Origin of the sequence: Leptothrix discophora, from assembly GCF_030705305.1 — a bacterium.
In the GTDB taxonomy this organism is placed as follows: Bacteria; Pseudomonadota; Gammaproteobacteria; order Burkholderiales; family Burkholderiaceae_C; genus Sphaerotilus; species Sphaerotilus discophorus.
Map to the genome: position 1 here is coordinate 12,743 of NZ_JAUZEE010000009.1, position 13,177 is coordinate 25,919.

General features: G+C 71.6%; 10 protein-coding genes. 4 read left to right on the plus strand and 6 right to left on the minus strand.

All coding sequences use genetic code 11. The annotated features are described in order from the left end of the window. Nucleotides 1–23: 23 nt before the first annotated feature. Together Q8X39_RS20565 and Q8X39_RS15665 are read right to left on the minus strand one after the other, a co-directional pair. On the minus strand, nt 24–2,780 hold the full coding sequence (locus Q8X39_RS20565) for a bifunctional diguanylate cyclase/phosphodiesterase (RefSeq protein ID WP_407068019.1): 2,757 nt from the start codon (nt 2,778–2,780) through the stop codon (nt 24–26). Nucleotides 2,781–2,891: 111 nt separating this feature from the next. Then, nucleotides 2,892–3,716 (minus strand): expansin EXLX1 family cellulose-binding protein, encoded by an 825-nt coding sequence (locus tag Q8X39_RS15665; RefSeq protein WP_305750617.1) that lies wholly within the window; start codon nt 3,714–3,716, stop codon nt 2,892–2,894. A 311-nt stretch (nt 3,717–4,027) separates the two neighbouring features. Between Q8X39_RS15665 and Q8X39_RS15670 the strand changes: the two genes are divergently transcribed. Continuing rightward, nucleotides 4,028–5,815: a methyl-accepting chemotaxis protein gene (locus Q8X39_RS15670; RefSeq protein WP_305750618.1), complete on the plus strand. Its 1,788-nt coding sequence runs from the start codon at nt 4,028–4,030 to the stop codon at nt 5,813–5,815. 10 nt (nt 5,816–5,825) lie between these two features. On the opposite strand, the gene Q8X39_RS15675 is transcribed toward Q8X39_RS15670, so the two are convergent. Further along, nucleotides 5,826–7,217: an L-serine ammonia-lyase gene (locus Q8X39_RS15675; protein ID WP_305750619.1), complete on the minus strand. Its 1,392-nt coding sequence runs from the start codon at nt 7,215–7,217 to the stop codon at nt 5,826–5,828. 235 nt (nt 7,218–7,452) lie between these two features. Between Q8X39_RS15675 and gstA the strand changes: the two genes are divergently transcribed. After that, nucleotides 7,453–8,061: a glutathione transferase GstA gene (gstA, locus tag Q8X39_RS15680; protein WP_305750620.1), complete on the plus strand. Its 609-nt coding sequence runs from the start codon at nt 7,453–7,455 to the stop codon at nt 8,059–8,061. A 25-nt stretch (nt 8,062–8,086) separates the two neighbouring features. Here the strand turns inward: gstA and Q8X39_RS15685 are convergent, their stop codons facing one another. Further along, nucleotides 8,087–9,031, minus strand: coding sequence for a UDP-2,3-diacylglucosamine diphosphatase (locus tag Q8X39_RS15685; protein WP_305750621.1), 945 nt, complete (start codon nt 9,029–9,031; stop codon nt 8,087–8,089). A 137-nt stretch (nt 9,032–9,168) separates the two neighbouring features. Here Q8X39_RS15685 and Q8X39_RS15690 point away from each other — a divergent pair, with 137 nt between their 5' ends. Further along, nucleotides 9,169–10,218: a transporter gene (locus Q8X39_RS15690; RefSeq protein WP_305750622.1), complete on the plus strand. Its 1,050-nt coding sequence runs from the start codon at nt 9,169–9,171 to the stop codon at nt 10,216–10,218. 59 nt (nt 10,219–10,277) lie between these two features. Then, the gene (locus Q8X39_RS20540; protein ID WP_369538117.1) at nt 10,278–10,952 is read left to right on the plus strand and encodes a hypothetical protein; all 675 of its coding nucleotides are present in this window, start codon (nt 10,278–10,280) and stop codon (nt 10,950–10,952) included. Nucleotides 10,953–11,011: 59 nt separating this feature from the next. On the opposite strand, the gene Q8X39_RS15700 is transcribed toward Q8X39_RS20540, so the two are convergent. Together Q8X39_RS15700 and Q8X39_RS15705 are read right to left on the minus strand one after the other, a co-directional pair. Next, on the minus strand, nt 11,012–11,848 hold the full coding sequence (locus Q8X39_RS15700; protein ID WP_305750623.1) for an alpha/beta fold hydrolase: 837 nt from the start codon (nt 11,846–11,848) through the stop codon (nt 11,012–11,014). A gap of 26 nt (nt 11,849–11,874) precedes the next feature. Next, nucleotides 11,875–13,008, minus strand: a complete 1,134-nt coding sequence (locus tag Q8X39_RS15705; protein WP_305750624.1) for a M14 family zinc carboxypeptidase — start codon at nt 13,006–13,008, stop codon at nt 11,875–11,877. Nucleotides 13,009–13,177 lie beyond the last annotated feature (169 nt).

The window sequence follows — 13,177 nt, forward strand, 5'->3', positions numbered from 1 at the left end:
CGGTTGGGTGTCAGGGGCGCGGATCATCGCGCATCCCGGCGCCGCTCCAGCAGCGACCGCGCCAGCGCCTCGAACTCGCCCACCGGCACCGGCCGTCCGATCAGGTAGCCCTGGAAGCGGGTGCAGCCGGCGGCACCCAGCAGGCTGCGCTGCAGCTCGGTCTCGACGCCCTCGGCGATCACGTCCAGGTTCATCGTGTGAGCCATCGCGATGATGGTGCGCACGATGGCCTGGTCGTTCGGGTCGGTGGCGATGTCGTTGACGAAGGACCGGTCGATCTTGAGCTGCGACAGCGGCAGGCGCTTGAGGTACTGCAGCGACGAGTAGCCGGTGCCGAAGTCGTCCATCGAGAAGCGCACGCCCGATTCGCCGAGTGCCTGCATCAGGCCGACCACCTCGTTGATGTCGTTGAGCACGGCGCTCTCGGTGATCTCCAGCTTGAGCAGGCCGGGGTCGATGCCGTGCGTGGCCACCGCGCGCCGGACCATCGCCACGAAACCGGGGTCGTGCAGCTGGCGCGCGCTGACGTTGACCGCCAGCGTCAGCCGGCCCAGCAGCGCCTGACCCTGCCAGGCCGCCAGCTGCGCGGCCGCACGCTCGATCACCCACTGGCCGATCGGCACGATCAGGCCGAGGTCCTCGGCCAGGCCGATGAACTCGACCGGCGCGACCAGGCCCCGTTCCGGATGACGCCAGCGCAGCAGCGCCTCCGCACCGATCGGGCGGTGGTCGCTGTCGACCTGGACCTGCGCATGCAGCTCGAACTCGTCGCGCTTGAGCGCCAGCCGCAGGCCGGCCTCGATCTGGCTGCGGTGCTGCAGCGCGGCCTCCATCGTCGGATCGAAGAAGCGCACCGTGTTGCGACCGGCCGTCTTGGCCGCGTACATGGCCGTGTCGGCATGCTTGAGCAGGTCCTCGACCCACGCGCCGTGCTCGAACAGGCGGATGCCCACGCTGCAGGTCGCCACGTAGGCGTCGTCGCCCAGCGCATGCGGCTGCGCGACGGCCGCGCCGATCTTCTCGCCGACGGCCCGCGCGGCGGCGGCGGCGCGGTCGCCGGCCGGGTCCAGGTCCTCCAGCAGCACGACGAACTCGTCGCCACCCAGCCGGGCGACGGTGTCGACCTCGCGAACGATGCCGCACAGGCGCCGCGCCACCTCGATCAGCAGCAGGTCGCCGACGTCGTGGCCGCGGGTGTCGTTGAGGCTCTTGAAGTTGTCCAGGTCGATGAACAGCAGCGCCGCGCGGCGGTGGTTGCGGGCACACGATGACAGCGCGTGGTGCAGCCGGTCGGTCAGCAGGCGACGGTTGGGAAGGCCGGTGAGCGGGTCGTGGAAGGCCAGTCGCTCGATCTCCTGCTCGACCCGCTGCCGGTGCGTGACGTCGCGCGACATCAGCAGCACGCGCGGCGCGGCCGGGTCGTCGTTCAGGGCGGCCGACAGCTCGAAGTGGCTCTCGCCGTGCGGCAGGGGGACCGTGATGCGGCGACCGCGTGAGCTGCCGACCGCGCGGGCCTCGGCCAGCGTCTGCATGACCTGCACAGCGGCCTCGGGCGGCAGCACGTCGGCCACGTTGCGGCCGATCAGGTCCTCGCGCCGCAGCGCCAGCAGGTCGGCGTCGCGGCCCGGCCAGACGTCGAGGTAGCGGCCGTCCAGGTCCATCTCGAACATCAGGTCCGGCACGGTCTGCAGGACGGTCTGCAGGCGCTCGTTGGCGGTGCGCAGGCGGGCGTCGGCATCGGCCCGCCGCTGCGACTGGCGGGTCAGGTGGAAGGCCAGGAAGCTGGCCGACAGGCAGACCAGCAGGCCGACCGCGCGCATCAGGCGCAGGTTGTCGGGCAGCGTGTCGCGGCGCGGGTAGGCCGCGATCTGCCAGCTGCCGCCGGGCAGCACGATGTCCTGCCGGGCCAGCGCGTGCTCGAAGGTGGCGGCCTCGCCGAGGAAGACGTCGCCGCGCGCGCCGGTGGCGTCGCGGCCGCGCAGGGCGACCACGAAGTCCTTCGCCAGCTCGGGCAGGCCCGATTCCTCGAACACGATGTCGGCGTTCAGCGGGATGCTGACCGCGCCGAGGAAGTCGCCGCTGCCGGGCAACTGGCCGGGCACCGCACGGTGCACGGGGATGCGCACGATGATGCCGGTGCCACCCTGCACCAGCGCGACCGGGCCGGCAATGAGGATGGCGCGCGAACGCATCATGCGCTGGTAGGCCGGCCACATCGTCGGCGTCTTGCTGATGTCCAGCCCGACCGCCTTCTCGTTGCCGTTCAAGGGGTAGACCTGCCGCAGCACCGTGCCGCGGATCAGGCCGATGTTGACGAGGCTGGTGTGCTGCTCGGCGGCCTCGCGGGCCATCGTGACGAACTCGGATTCGCTGAAGTCCGGCCGGGTCGCGTAGACCAGCGCCAGGCTCCGGGCCGAGGCGATGACCTGGTTGAGGTGGCTCTCCAGCCGCACCCGCACCAGCGACATCCGCTCCAGCACCCGCGCGCGCTCGTCGTGCGCCAGGTGGATGCGCTCGGTGCGGTCGACCAGGGCCAGCAGCGCACCGACCGCCAGCATCGCCAGCAGGGCGGCCAACCAGGGCCGCCAGGCCATCGGCAGGCGGCACCAGGTCCGCGTGAGCCAACCCGGCGCGTGACGGTCCGGTGCCCGCCGCGCGAGCGCCGGCTGCGACGGGAACGGCAGGTCCAGGGGACTGGCTGCAGCGGTGAGGATCGGGTTCGGGTCGGTCGGCAAGTTCGGATCCGGAGGCTGGACGGCCGTGCGGGGCAGGGCCTGCATGCCGAGTCCGGATGGTGCCTGCTGCTGCTGCGTTTCAGCCTGGATCCAGATCCGGAAACACCCTGGGGTGTGATGTATTCAGGACCGCCCCAGGGGCGTGGCCACGTGGTGTCACGGGAACTGGCCGCGACCGCTGGCCTGCAGGCCGGACGCGGGTGCCGGCAGGCTGTCCTGCAGCGTCGACCCGTCGCTGGCGGTGATGCGCACGTCCAGCGGACCGTTGCCGACGTCCTGGGCGTGCTCGAAGTAGTTGTAGCTGGTGCGGGCCACGGGGATCCAGCTGCCCGTGCCGCTCGGGCGGATCTCCAGCTTCGCGATCGGCAGCCGGTGGTTGCGCACCTGGATCGCCACCCAGTAGCGGCTGCTGCCTTCCTTGTAGCGGTAGGCGACCGGGCCGCCGATGCTGGCCGGCTCGCCGTGCCAGCGGATGCCGACCCGTCCGGCGACCGGCTCGGCGATGCGGGCGAAGGCCTCGGCACTCAGGTCGACGTCGCCGGGCGCGCACTCGGGGCACCGGTCGACCACCCGCACCGTCACGCTGCCCTTCGGGCCGGTCACGACGATCTGCGCGCCGCAGGCCGCGCTGTCGGCGTAGTCGGCCTGGTTCATCGCCGCGATCAGGCGATCGTCGACCGCCCCGTAGCCGCAAGCGCCAGCGGTGGCCGGCGCACCGGTCGCGAGGCCGGCGTAGTCGTAGTAGGTGCCCTCGCCCTGGCGGCTCGTGGCCTGCACGAAGGCCGTGCCGGGGCTCTGTGCGGGGTCCGCACCTCCTGAACCGCCACCGCCCCCACCGCCCCCACCACTGCCCCCACCGCCACAGGCCACCAGCAGGGTCGTCAGGATGGCGATCAGGCTGACCCCGGCACGGGACCGCGGTCGGGACGGCAGGGCCGTCGTTGCACGGGGGCGGGCGTCGCAGCAGGCGAGGTGGTTCACGGGCAGGTCGGATGTTTTCTTCATTTTGGGCCGCCCACGCGGGCCGGGGTGTCGATGTCGACATCGTGACAACAGCGCGGCGAGCAGGCGTTCACGGCTGTGTCCGGGCCGGCGCCCGGCAGCGTCGGCAAACCGGGCCTGAACTGGGGTCCAAGCCGGCCCTACTTCCCGCGATCGGCACGGGGGTGGCTCCCTACGATGACGCACATCAGCGGGAACGCGCCTTCAGCGCTCGCGACGCTCGCCGCGGCCGTTGTCTCGCTGTCGCCCACGCCGCCGAAGCTCACGACTCTTACAAACCGGATCGCACCGTGAAACGCACCTCTCTTCGCCTGTCGACGCGCTTGTTCCTCGCTTTCGGCGCGATCGTGTTCATGTCCATCCTGGCCAGCGCCCTGTCGCTGCACCAGCTGAGCGAGGTCCAGTTGAACCTGGACGACATCGTCAAGGACAACAACGTCAAGCTCGGCTTGTCCGGCGAGATGCGCGATGCCGTGCATGTCGTCACCCGTGTCGAGCGCACCCTGCTGCTGCAGACCGATCCGACCGACCAGGCGGCCTCGCTCGCCAGGATCGAGGTGGCCCGCGCCCGCTACGACAAGGCGCGCGAGGCGCTCGACGCGCTGCCGGCGAGCGAAGCCGGCATGGCCCTGCGTCGCGCCATCGACGACGCGCAGAAGGTCGCGCGTCCGCTCAACGACCGCGTCATCAAGGCCGCCATGGCCGGCAACGTCGGCGTGGGGGTCGACCTGCTGATGAAGACCGGCAACCCGGCCAACGAGGCCTGGCAGGCGGCGATCCAGGCCAACCTGGATTTCCAGACCCAGAGGAACGCCGAACAGTACGACGAGGCCACCGCGTCCTATCTCGTCGCCCGCAACCTGCTGATCGGCGCCGCGCTGGTGTCGCTGCTGCTGGCTGGCACGCTGGCCGTGCTGGTGGTGCGCAGCATCGTCGACGAACTGGGTGCCGAACCGGCCGAGGTCGCCGATGCGCTGCATGCGGTCGCCAACTCCGACCTGAGCCGCACCATCCGTGTCCGTCCGGGCGACCAGCACAGCGTGATGTCCGCGCTCTCGCGCATGCAGGCGTCGCTCGGCGGCGTGGTCTCCAACGTGCGCGGCAATGCCGAGAGCGTGGCCACCGCCAGCTCGCAGATTGCCCAGGGCAATGCCGACCTGAGCCAGCGCACCGAGGAACAGGCCAGCGCGCTGCAGCAGACCGCCGCGACCATGGAAGAGCTGGGCACGACCGTGCGCAGCAACGCCGACAACGCCCGACAGGCCAACCAGCTGGCGCAGGGCGCCTCCGACGTCGCCGGCCGCGGCGGCGAGGTGGTGGGCCGCGTGGTCGACACCATGAAGTCGATCAACGACAGCTCCAAGAAGATCGCCGACATCATCACCGTCATCGACGGCATCGCCTTCCAGACCAACATCCTGGCGCTCAACGCCGCCGTCGAAGCGGCGCGGGCCGGCGAGCAGGGACGCGGCTTCGCGGTCGTGGCCGCCGAGGTCCGCACGCTGGCGCAACGCAGCGCCGGTGCGGCCAAGGAGATCAAGTCGCTGATCACCGCCAGCGTCGAGCAGGTCGAGCAGGGCACCACGCTGGTCGACCAGGCCGGACAGACCATGGACGAGATCGTCGGCGCGATCCGCCGCGTCACCGACATCGTGGCCGAGATCAGCGCCGCCTCCAGCGAGCAGAGCAGCGGCGTCAACCAGGTCGGCCAGGCCGTGTCGCAGATGGACCAGGTCACGCAGCAGAACGCCGCGCTGGTCGAGGAAAGCGCGGCGGCCGCCGAAAGCCTCAAGGCCCAGGCCCAGGCGCTGGTGCAGACCGTCGCGGTGTTCCAGCTCGGCGGCGCTCACGCGGGCCCGTCCAGCCACCCGGTGATGCCGGCCCCGGCCAGCCATGCCGCGCCCGCCCGTCCGGCCTACAAGCCGACGCCGATGAAGGCCAGCGCCCCGCGCAAGCCTGCGCCGGTCGAGCCGATGCGGCCGGCCACGGCGGCCACTGCGGCCACGGCGGCCACTGCGGCCACCTCCGCGACCGCCACGGCTTCGGCCAGCGTCGACGACAGCTGGGAAACCTTCTGAACGGGCCGGGTCAGCATTCGACGATGTTGACCGCCAGACCGCCGCGCGCGGTCTCCTTGTACTTGCTCTGCATGTCCGCACCGGTCTCGCGCATGGTCTTGATGACCTTGTCGAGGCTGACGTGGTGGGTGCCGTCGCCGCGCAGGGCCATGCGGGCGGCGTTGATGGCCTGGACCGAGGCGATCGCGTTGCGCTCGATGCAGGGGATCTGGACCAGTCCGCCGACCGGGTCGCAGGTCAGGCCGAGGTGGTGTTCCATGCCGATCTCGGCGGCGTTCTCGACCTGTTCGGGCGTGCCGCCCATGACCGCGCACAGCGCGGCGGCGGCCATGGAGCAGGCCACGCCGACCTCGCCCTGGCAGCCGACCTCGGCGCCGCTGATGCTGGCGTTCTCCTTGTAGAGGATGCCGATGGCGGCGGCGGTCAGCAGGAAGTCGATGACGCTGGCGTCGGTCGCGCCCGCCATGAAACGTGCGTGGTAGTGCAGGACGGCGGGCACGATGCCGGCCGCGCCATTGGTCGGCGCGGTGACGACCCGGCCGCCGGCCGCGTTCTCCTCGTTGACGGCCAGCGCGTAGAGGTTGACCCAGTCCAGCACCTGCAGCGGATCGCGCAGCGCGGCTTCCGGATGGGCCAGCAGCTTGCGATGCCACCCCGCGGCGCGACGCCTGACCTGGAAGCCGCCGGGCAGCACGCCTTCGGTGGCGCAGCCGCGCCGCACGCAGTCCTGCATGACCTGCCAGATGCGCAACAGGCCGGCGTCGATCGCCGCGTCGTCGCGCCAGTGGCGTTCGTTGACGCGCATCACGCCGGCGATGTCCAGGCCGTGCGCACGGCATTGCGCCAGCAGGTCCGCGCCGCTGTGGAAGGGCAGGGGCAGCACGGTGGTGTCGGGCGCGATCGTGGCGTGGCGGCTGCCGTCGGCCGCCAGCGTGTCGGCCACCACGAAGCCGCCGCCGACCGAGTAGTAGATGCGGCTGTCGAGCGCGCCGCCGTCGCCGTCCCAGGCGCTCAGGCGCATGCCGTTGGTGTGCAGCGGCAGCTGCTCGCGGCGCAGGAAGCGCAGGTCCTCGGCCTCGCGGAAGTCGATCGCGTGGCCGCCGGCCAGCATCAGCCGGCCCTCGGACCTCACCCGCGCCAGGCGCGCCGGGATGGCCTCGATGTCGACGTGCTCGGGCGACTCGCCCATCAGCCCCAGCAGCACCGCCTTGTCGCTGCCGTGGCCCTTGCCGGTCGCGCCGAGCGAGCCGTGCAGGCGGCACTCGATGCGGGCCACACGGGCCAGCAGGCCGTCGCCGGCCAGCCGCTCGACGAACATCCTGGCCGCCCGCATCGGCCCGACGGTGTGGGAGCTGCTCGGCCCGATGCCGATCTTGAAGAGGTCGAAGACGCTGACGGCCATGGGCCGATCTTCACCCCGTCGCCCCGGACCGGCCATCGGGTCAGCCACGCAGGTCGACGGCCCGGCCAGGTCGGGGCCGGTGAGCCTGGCACGGTCGGCGAGGGCCTGGATTGCACGGGTTTGAATGCAGCCTCGCGCATCACGACGCATCCTGGGCGGGGCGGGAGCGTGTACCGTGCGGCCCCGTCGCGCCCGCTGCGCGTCGTCCCGACCTTCCCCCTCAGGAGACCCTCGCATGAAGCTCTATTTCAGCCCCGGCGCCTGCTCGCTGTCGCCCCACATCGCCCTGTACGAAGCCGGTCTGGCCTTCGAGGCCGTGCTGGCCAGCACCAAGACCAAGAAGCTCGCCGACGGCAGCGATTTCCTGGCCATCAACCCCAAGGGCCAGGTGCCCGTGCTGGAACTCGACAACGGTGTGCGCCTGACCGAAGGCCCGGCCATCGTCCAGTACGTCGCCGACCAAGTGCCGGCCGCCCAGCTGGCGCCGGCCGCCGGCACCTTCGAGCGCTACCAGCTGCAGGAGTGGCTGAACTTCATCACCAGCGAGCTGCACAAGGGCTTCACCCCGCTGTTCACGCCGAACACGCCGGCCGACTACAAGCCCATCGTCGCGCAGCGCCTGGGCGAACGCCTGAGCTGGGTCGACCAGCAGCTGGCCGGGCGCGACTACCTGCTGCCCTCGGGCTACAGCGTCGCCGACATCTACCTGTTCGTGGTGTCGGGCTGGGGCCAGTACGTCGGCGTGGACATCTCCGGCCTGCCCAACCTGGTCGCGCTGCGCGGCCGCATCGCCGCCCGTCCGGCGGTTCAGGCGGCGCTCAAGGCCGAAGGCCTGCTGAAGTGAGTCGCCGGCCCGTCCTCGAACGGGCTCAGGCCGCCGCCACCGCCGCGGCGGCCGGTCGGCTGGCCCGCTGGCGCAGTTCCTCGGACCAGTCGACGATCTCGAGCCGGCCATCGGCATGCTCGACCAGCGCGGTCAGGCTCTCGACCCAGTCGCCGTCGTTGGCGTAGATCACGCCGTCGATCTCGCGCAGCTCGGCGTGGTGGATGTGACCGCAGACCACGCCGTCGACGCCGCGCTTACGGGCCTCGCGGGCGACCGCGCTCTCGAAGTCGCCGATGAAGCTCACCGCGCGCTTGACCTTGAGCTTGAGGTAGCGCGACAGCGACCAGTAGGGCAGCCCCAGGCGCGCCCGCAGCGAGTTCAGGTGCCGGTTCAGGCGCAGCGCGAACTCGTAGAGCCGGTCGCCGACCAGTGCCAGCCAGCGCGCGCACTGCACCACGCCGTCGAACAGGTCACCGTGCGTGACCCAGTAGCGGCTGCCGTCGGCGGTGCGGTGGATGCAGTCCTCGACCACCTCGACGCCACCGAAGTGATGGCCGATGTAGCGCCGCGCGAACTCGTCGTGGTTGCCCGGCACGAAGATCACCCGGCTGCCCTTGCGGACCTTGCGCAGCAGCTTCTGCACCACGTCGTTGTGGGCCTGCGGCCAGAACCAGCGCCGCCGCAGCTGCCAGCCGTCGATGATGTCGCCGACCAGGTAGAGCTGCTCGCACTCGACGCAGCGCAGGAAGTCCAGCAGGGCGTCGGCCTGGCAGCCCGGCGTGCCCAGGTGCACGTCGGAGATGAAGACGCTGCGCACCTTCAAGCGCGTGGCGCGGTCGGGCAGGCTGTCGGAGCCGTCCGATCCGGCCGGATCGTCGGGCGGCAGGAAGTTGCCGACCCAGGCCGGCGGCAGCCCGGCTGACAGGCCGCTGCCGTGGATGCCTTCGGGCAGTGACGTGCGCATCAGGGAGGTGTGGGTCGGATTCATGCGCGGGATCGTCGGCTTCGCGCATGACGCCGGCTTGATGCCTGGATGACGGTTCGATGACGCGTGGGGCTGCGGCGACAGGTGCTCGGCCGGCGGCCAGCCGCGACAATCGCGGTCCTGCTTGTCGACCTCCTGCCATGACCCCAGTTCCAGAAGACGTCGGCCTGATCTGTGGCTACCACTTTTCGCCCGTGGACCCGGCCGATGACGAGTCCAACGGCAGCGTCGGCACGCCCATCGAGGCCGATGCCGCCGCGGCCTGGCTGGCCGCGGCCGATGCGCTGGACGAGGACTCGCCGTCACCCGGCCTGCTGTGGCTGCACTTCAACCTGGCCCACAACAGCTCGGTGCGCTGGCTCGAAGCCCATGCCGGACTGCCCGATGCCTTCTTCGAGAGCCTGCGTGGCGGCCTGAACTCGACCCGCCTGGAACGCGTCGACGACGTGCTGCTGGCCGTCGTCAACGACCTGCAGTTCGACTTCGCCTTCGAGGCCTCCGACACCGCCACGCTGCTGATCTGCCTGGATCGGCGCCTGATCGTGACCGGCCGGCGCAAGCCGCTGCGCTCGATCGACCAGCTGCGCCGCGCCGTGCGCAGTGGCGAGCCCTCGCGCTCCAGTGCCGACCTGCTGGCCCAGCTGCTGCGTCACCAGGCCGACATGCTGGTCGACCTGGTGCGCCAGATCACCACCCGGGTCGACGACATCGAGGACCGCTTCCTGGCCGGCCGGCTCGATCACAAGCGCGCCCGGCTGGGTGCCATGCGCCGGCTGCTGGTGCGTCTGCAGCGCCTGCTGCTGCCCGAGCCGGCGGCGCTGTTCCGGCTGCTGCAGCACCCGCCGACCTGGATGGACGAACGCGACACGCAGGACCTGCGCGACGCGACCGAGGAGTTCTCGGTCGTGCTGCACGACATGGCCGCGCTGCAGGAACGCGTCAAGCTGCTGCAGGAAGAGGTTGCCGCGCGCATCAACGAGGAGACCAGCCGCAGCCTGTTCGTGCTGACCATCGTGACCGTGCTGGCGCTGCCCATCAACATCATCGCGGGCCTGCTGGGCATGAACGTCGGCGGCATCCCGCTGGCCGAGAACGGCCACGGCTTCTGGATCGTGGTCAGCCTGATCCTGGGCCTGACGGCGGTGGCGGCCCTCATCACGCTGATCCGCCGCCACGGCGACGACAGCTGAGTGCGAGGGTTGCTCCATCAAACGGCATATACTGTTTATACCGTTTTCAGGAGCATCCCTTGAACAGCCACGAAACCTCCCCCGCCAAGGTCGCCCTGGTGCGCGACAGCTACACCATGCCCGAGCTGGAATACGCCCAGCTCGACGCGCTCAAGCGTCGCGCGCTGGCGCTGGGCCATCCCGTCAAGAAGAGCGAGCTGCTGCGTGCCGGCGTGGCCGCGCTGGCCGGCCTGGCCGATGCGGCGCTGCTGGCCGCGGTGCAGGCGGTGCCGCCGCTGAAGACCGGTCGTCCGAAGGGCAACAAGCTCGCTTCGGAGCCTGCCGATGCGGTGGCTGAGGCGGCCGCTGCAACGCCCCAGGCCGCCAAGGCACCGAAGGCGGCCAAGCCGGTCAAGGCCAAGCCCGTGAAGCCCGTGAAGGCCGCGCAGGCCAAGGAAGCCCCGGTCGCCAAGCCGGTCCAGGCTGCCAAGGCGGCCCCGGCCAAGCCGGCGAAGGTGGCCAAGCCTGTCAAGGCCGCCAAGCCCCAGGCCGCGAAGAAGCCCCAGGCCAGCAAGTCCCAGCCGGCCGTCGAGCCGCAGGCCGTGATCCGGGCCGAGAAGAAGGCCGTGCCGACGCGCACCGCCAAGGCCGTCAAGGCCGAGAAGCCCGTCAAGGTGGCCAAGCCGGAGAAGGTCGAGAAGGCGATCAAGCCGGTCAAGGCCGCAGCAGCCGAGGCCGCCAGCCCGGCCGCCTGAACGCGCTCGATGGCCAGGGCGGCCTGCATGGCCTGACCGGGGCCACGGCCCCCGCTGCGTCAGTCCGCCAGGGCCGTGACCTGTTCGATCAGCCAGTCCGGCGCGTCCAGCGCCAGGTCATGGCCGGCCTGCGGGTGGCAGACGGGCCTTGTGCCCAGCGCGGCGGCCAGGCGCTGCGAACAGCGCGGGTCGACCAGCGCGTCGCCGGCGCTGCAGATCACCTGCACCGGCAAGCCCAGCCCAGCCAGCGCCTTGGGGCCGTCGACGCGGTAGCGCGCCGCCGCGACCAGCTGGCGCAGCACGTTGGGCCGGCTCACCCGCTCGGCCTGACGCAGCGCGGTCCAGGCCGCGACCGTGGCCTCGCGGCGCGACGCGGGCTCGCGGCTGGTCAGCGCGTGCAGGGCCCGTTCGCAGGCCCTGTCGCCGACCGGCAGCGCCAGCAGCCGCAACAGGGTCGGCCAGGCCGACGGCCGCATGCGCCAGTGCAGCGGCGCCAGGCCGCTCAGGCTGCTGTTGACCAGCACCAGGCGAGACAGTTCGCCTGGGTGGCGACGGGCCCAGTCCAGTCCGACCATTCCGCCCATCGACAGCGTCAGCAGGTGCAGCGCCAGCGGGCGATCGGCCAGCGTCGCGCGCAGCGCCCGTTGCTGGTCCTGCCATTGGGTCCGCAGCGACTCGGTCATCGCGCCGATCGTGGCCGGGCTGCGTTCTCGCCAGAGCCGGCCATTGCCCGGCAGGTCCAGGCCCAGCACCCGCGCCTCGGGCTGACCCTGGCGCCGCAGCGCCGCCTGCAGGGCCTGCGGCAGTTCGCCCCAGTGGGCGGTCGAACGGCTCAGCCCGCGCACCAGCAGCCAGACCGGGATCGGCGCGGCGCCGTCCGCTCCCCGCGTCGCCATCGTCCCCTTCGTCCCTTCGACAGCCCTCATCCACCCGTCCCGTACCAGCGCGCCAGCGCACGCTGCTGCAGCGCCTCGCGTGCCCCGGCGTCCGCCGGCAGCCAGCGTTGCCAGCTGGCGGCCGCGCGGGTGATGAAGTCCAGCCCAGCCAGGTGGCGGCGCAGCACGCGTTCGCGGCGGTGGTCCAGCACCGGGTTGAACAGGCCGTCGCGGTGCAGCAGCTGGCGCGGGTTCTTGCGCACCCACAGCCACGAGCCCATCTCCAGCGTCAGCGGCAGGAAGACGCGGCCGGCCGGCTGGGCGATGCGCTGCGCCAGGTGGTCCCACAGGTCGCCGTGGGTCAGGTACTGGCGACTTTGCGGTTCGAGCTGGTAGCGGTGGTGCAGCAGGCTCTGGTCGAGGATGTCGCCGAAGGCCTGCAGCTCGGCCAGGTGTGGATAGGGCTTGCGGCTGCCGGCCCAGGGAAACCACAGCCGGTCGGCCAGGCCGAAGCCGGAGTGGCAGTCCAGCGTCAGCACGAAGGGCCGGCCGGCCGATTCGCGCTCGACCAGCCCGCACAGCGCGGCGCTCTCCACCGGCATGGCCGCATCGGCCGGGCCGCGGTACCAGGGCAGCAGCTGGCCGAGCCGGTGGCCGCCGACCAGCGGCGCGACCGGGTCGACCGCCTCGACCGGCGCGCTGCGCATCAGGTCGATGCCTTGCGGGTTGCTGCGGCTGCCCAGCCACAGGCCGCCGGGGTTGACGATGGGCATGAAGACCAGCCGCATGCCGGCGAGCTGGTGCTGCAGCGTCTCGTCCCAGCGCAGCCGCATCAGCAGGCTGCGCAGGTGCGCCAGCACGACCTGCACGCCGATGCGCTCAAGCCCGTGCACGCCGCCGAAGAAGGCCACCAGCGGGGCATCGGGCTTCCGACTGCCCAGGCTGAAGGCCAGCAGCGGCACGCGGCGCGGACCGGCCGCCGGCGCCAGCGGATCGGTGAAGTCGACGTTGCCGAGGTGGTGCTGCTGCAGCGTCGGCCCGCCCAGCTCGATGAGGGCCTGCAGCTCGCGCCATTCAACCGGTTCCGGAGGCTGGCCGCCGCCGTCGGGCAGCAGCGCCGGTCGGCTCCAGCCGCCGGGCTGGGTCCAGCGTTTCCAGGCTTGATGCCACGAAGTTGTCATCGCTGCTCGCTAAGCTCGGCCGTTGGCCGCAACGCCTGAGTGAGCCCTGCAGCAGGGCCGTTCCGGGGGCCGCCGAGACGGCGCGTTGCAACACGGTTTGGCATGTCGCCAACGAGTCGTGAGACGATCCGATCGTGGGGGTCCGCCGGGCCATTCAGAAACTGTATGC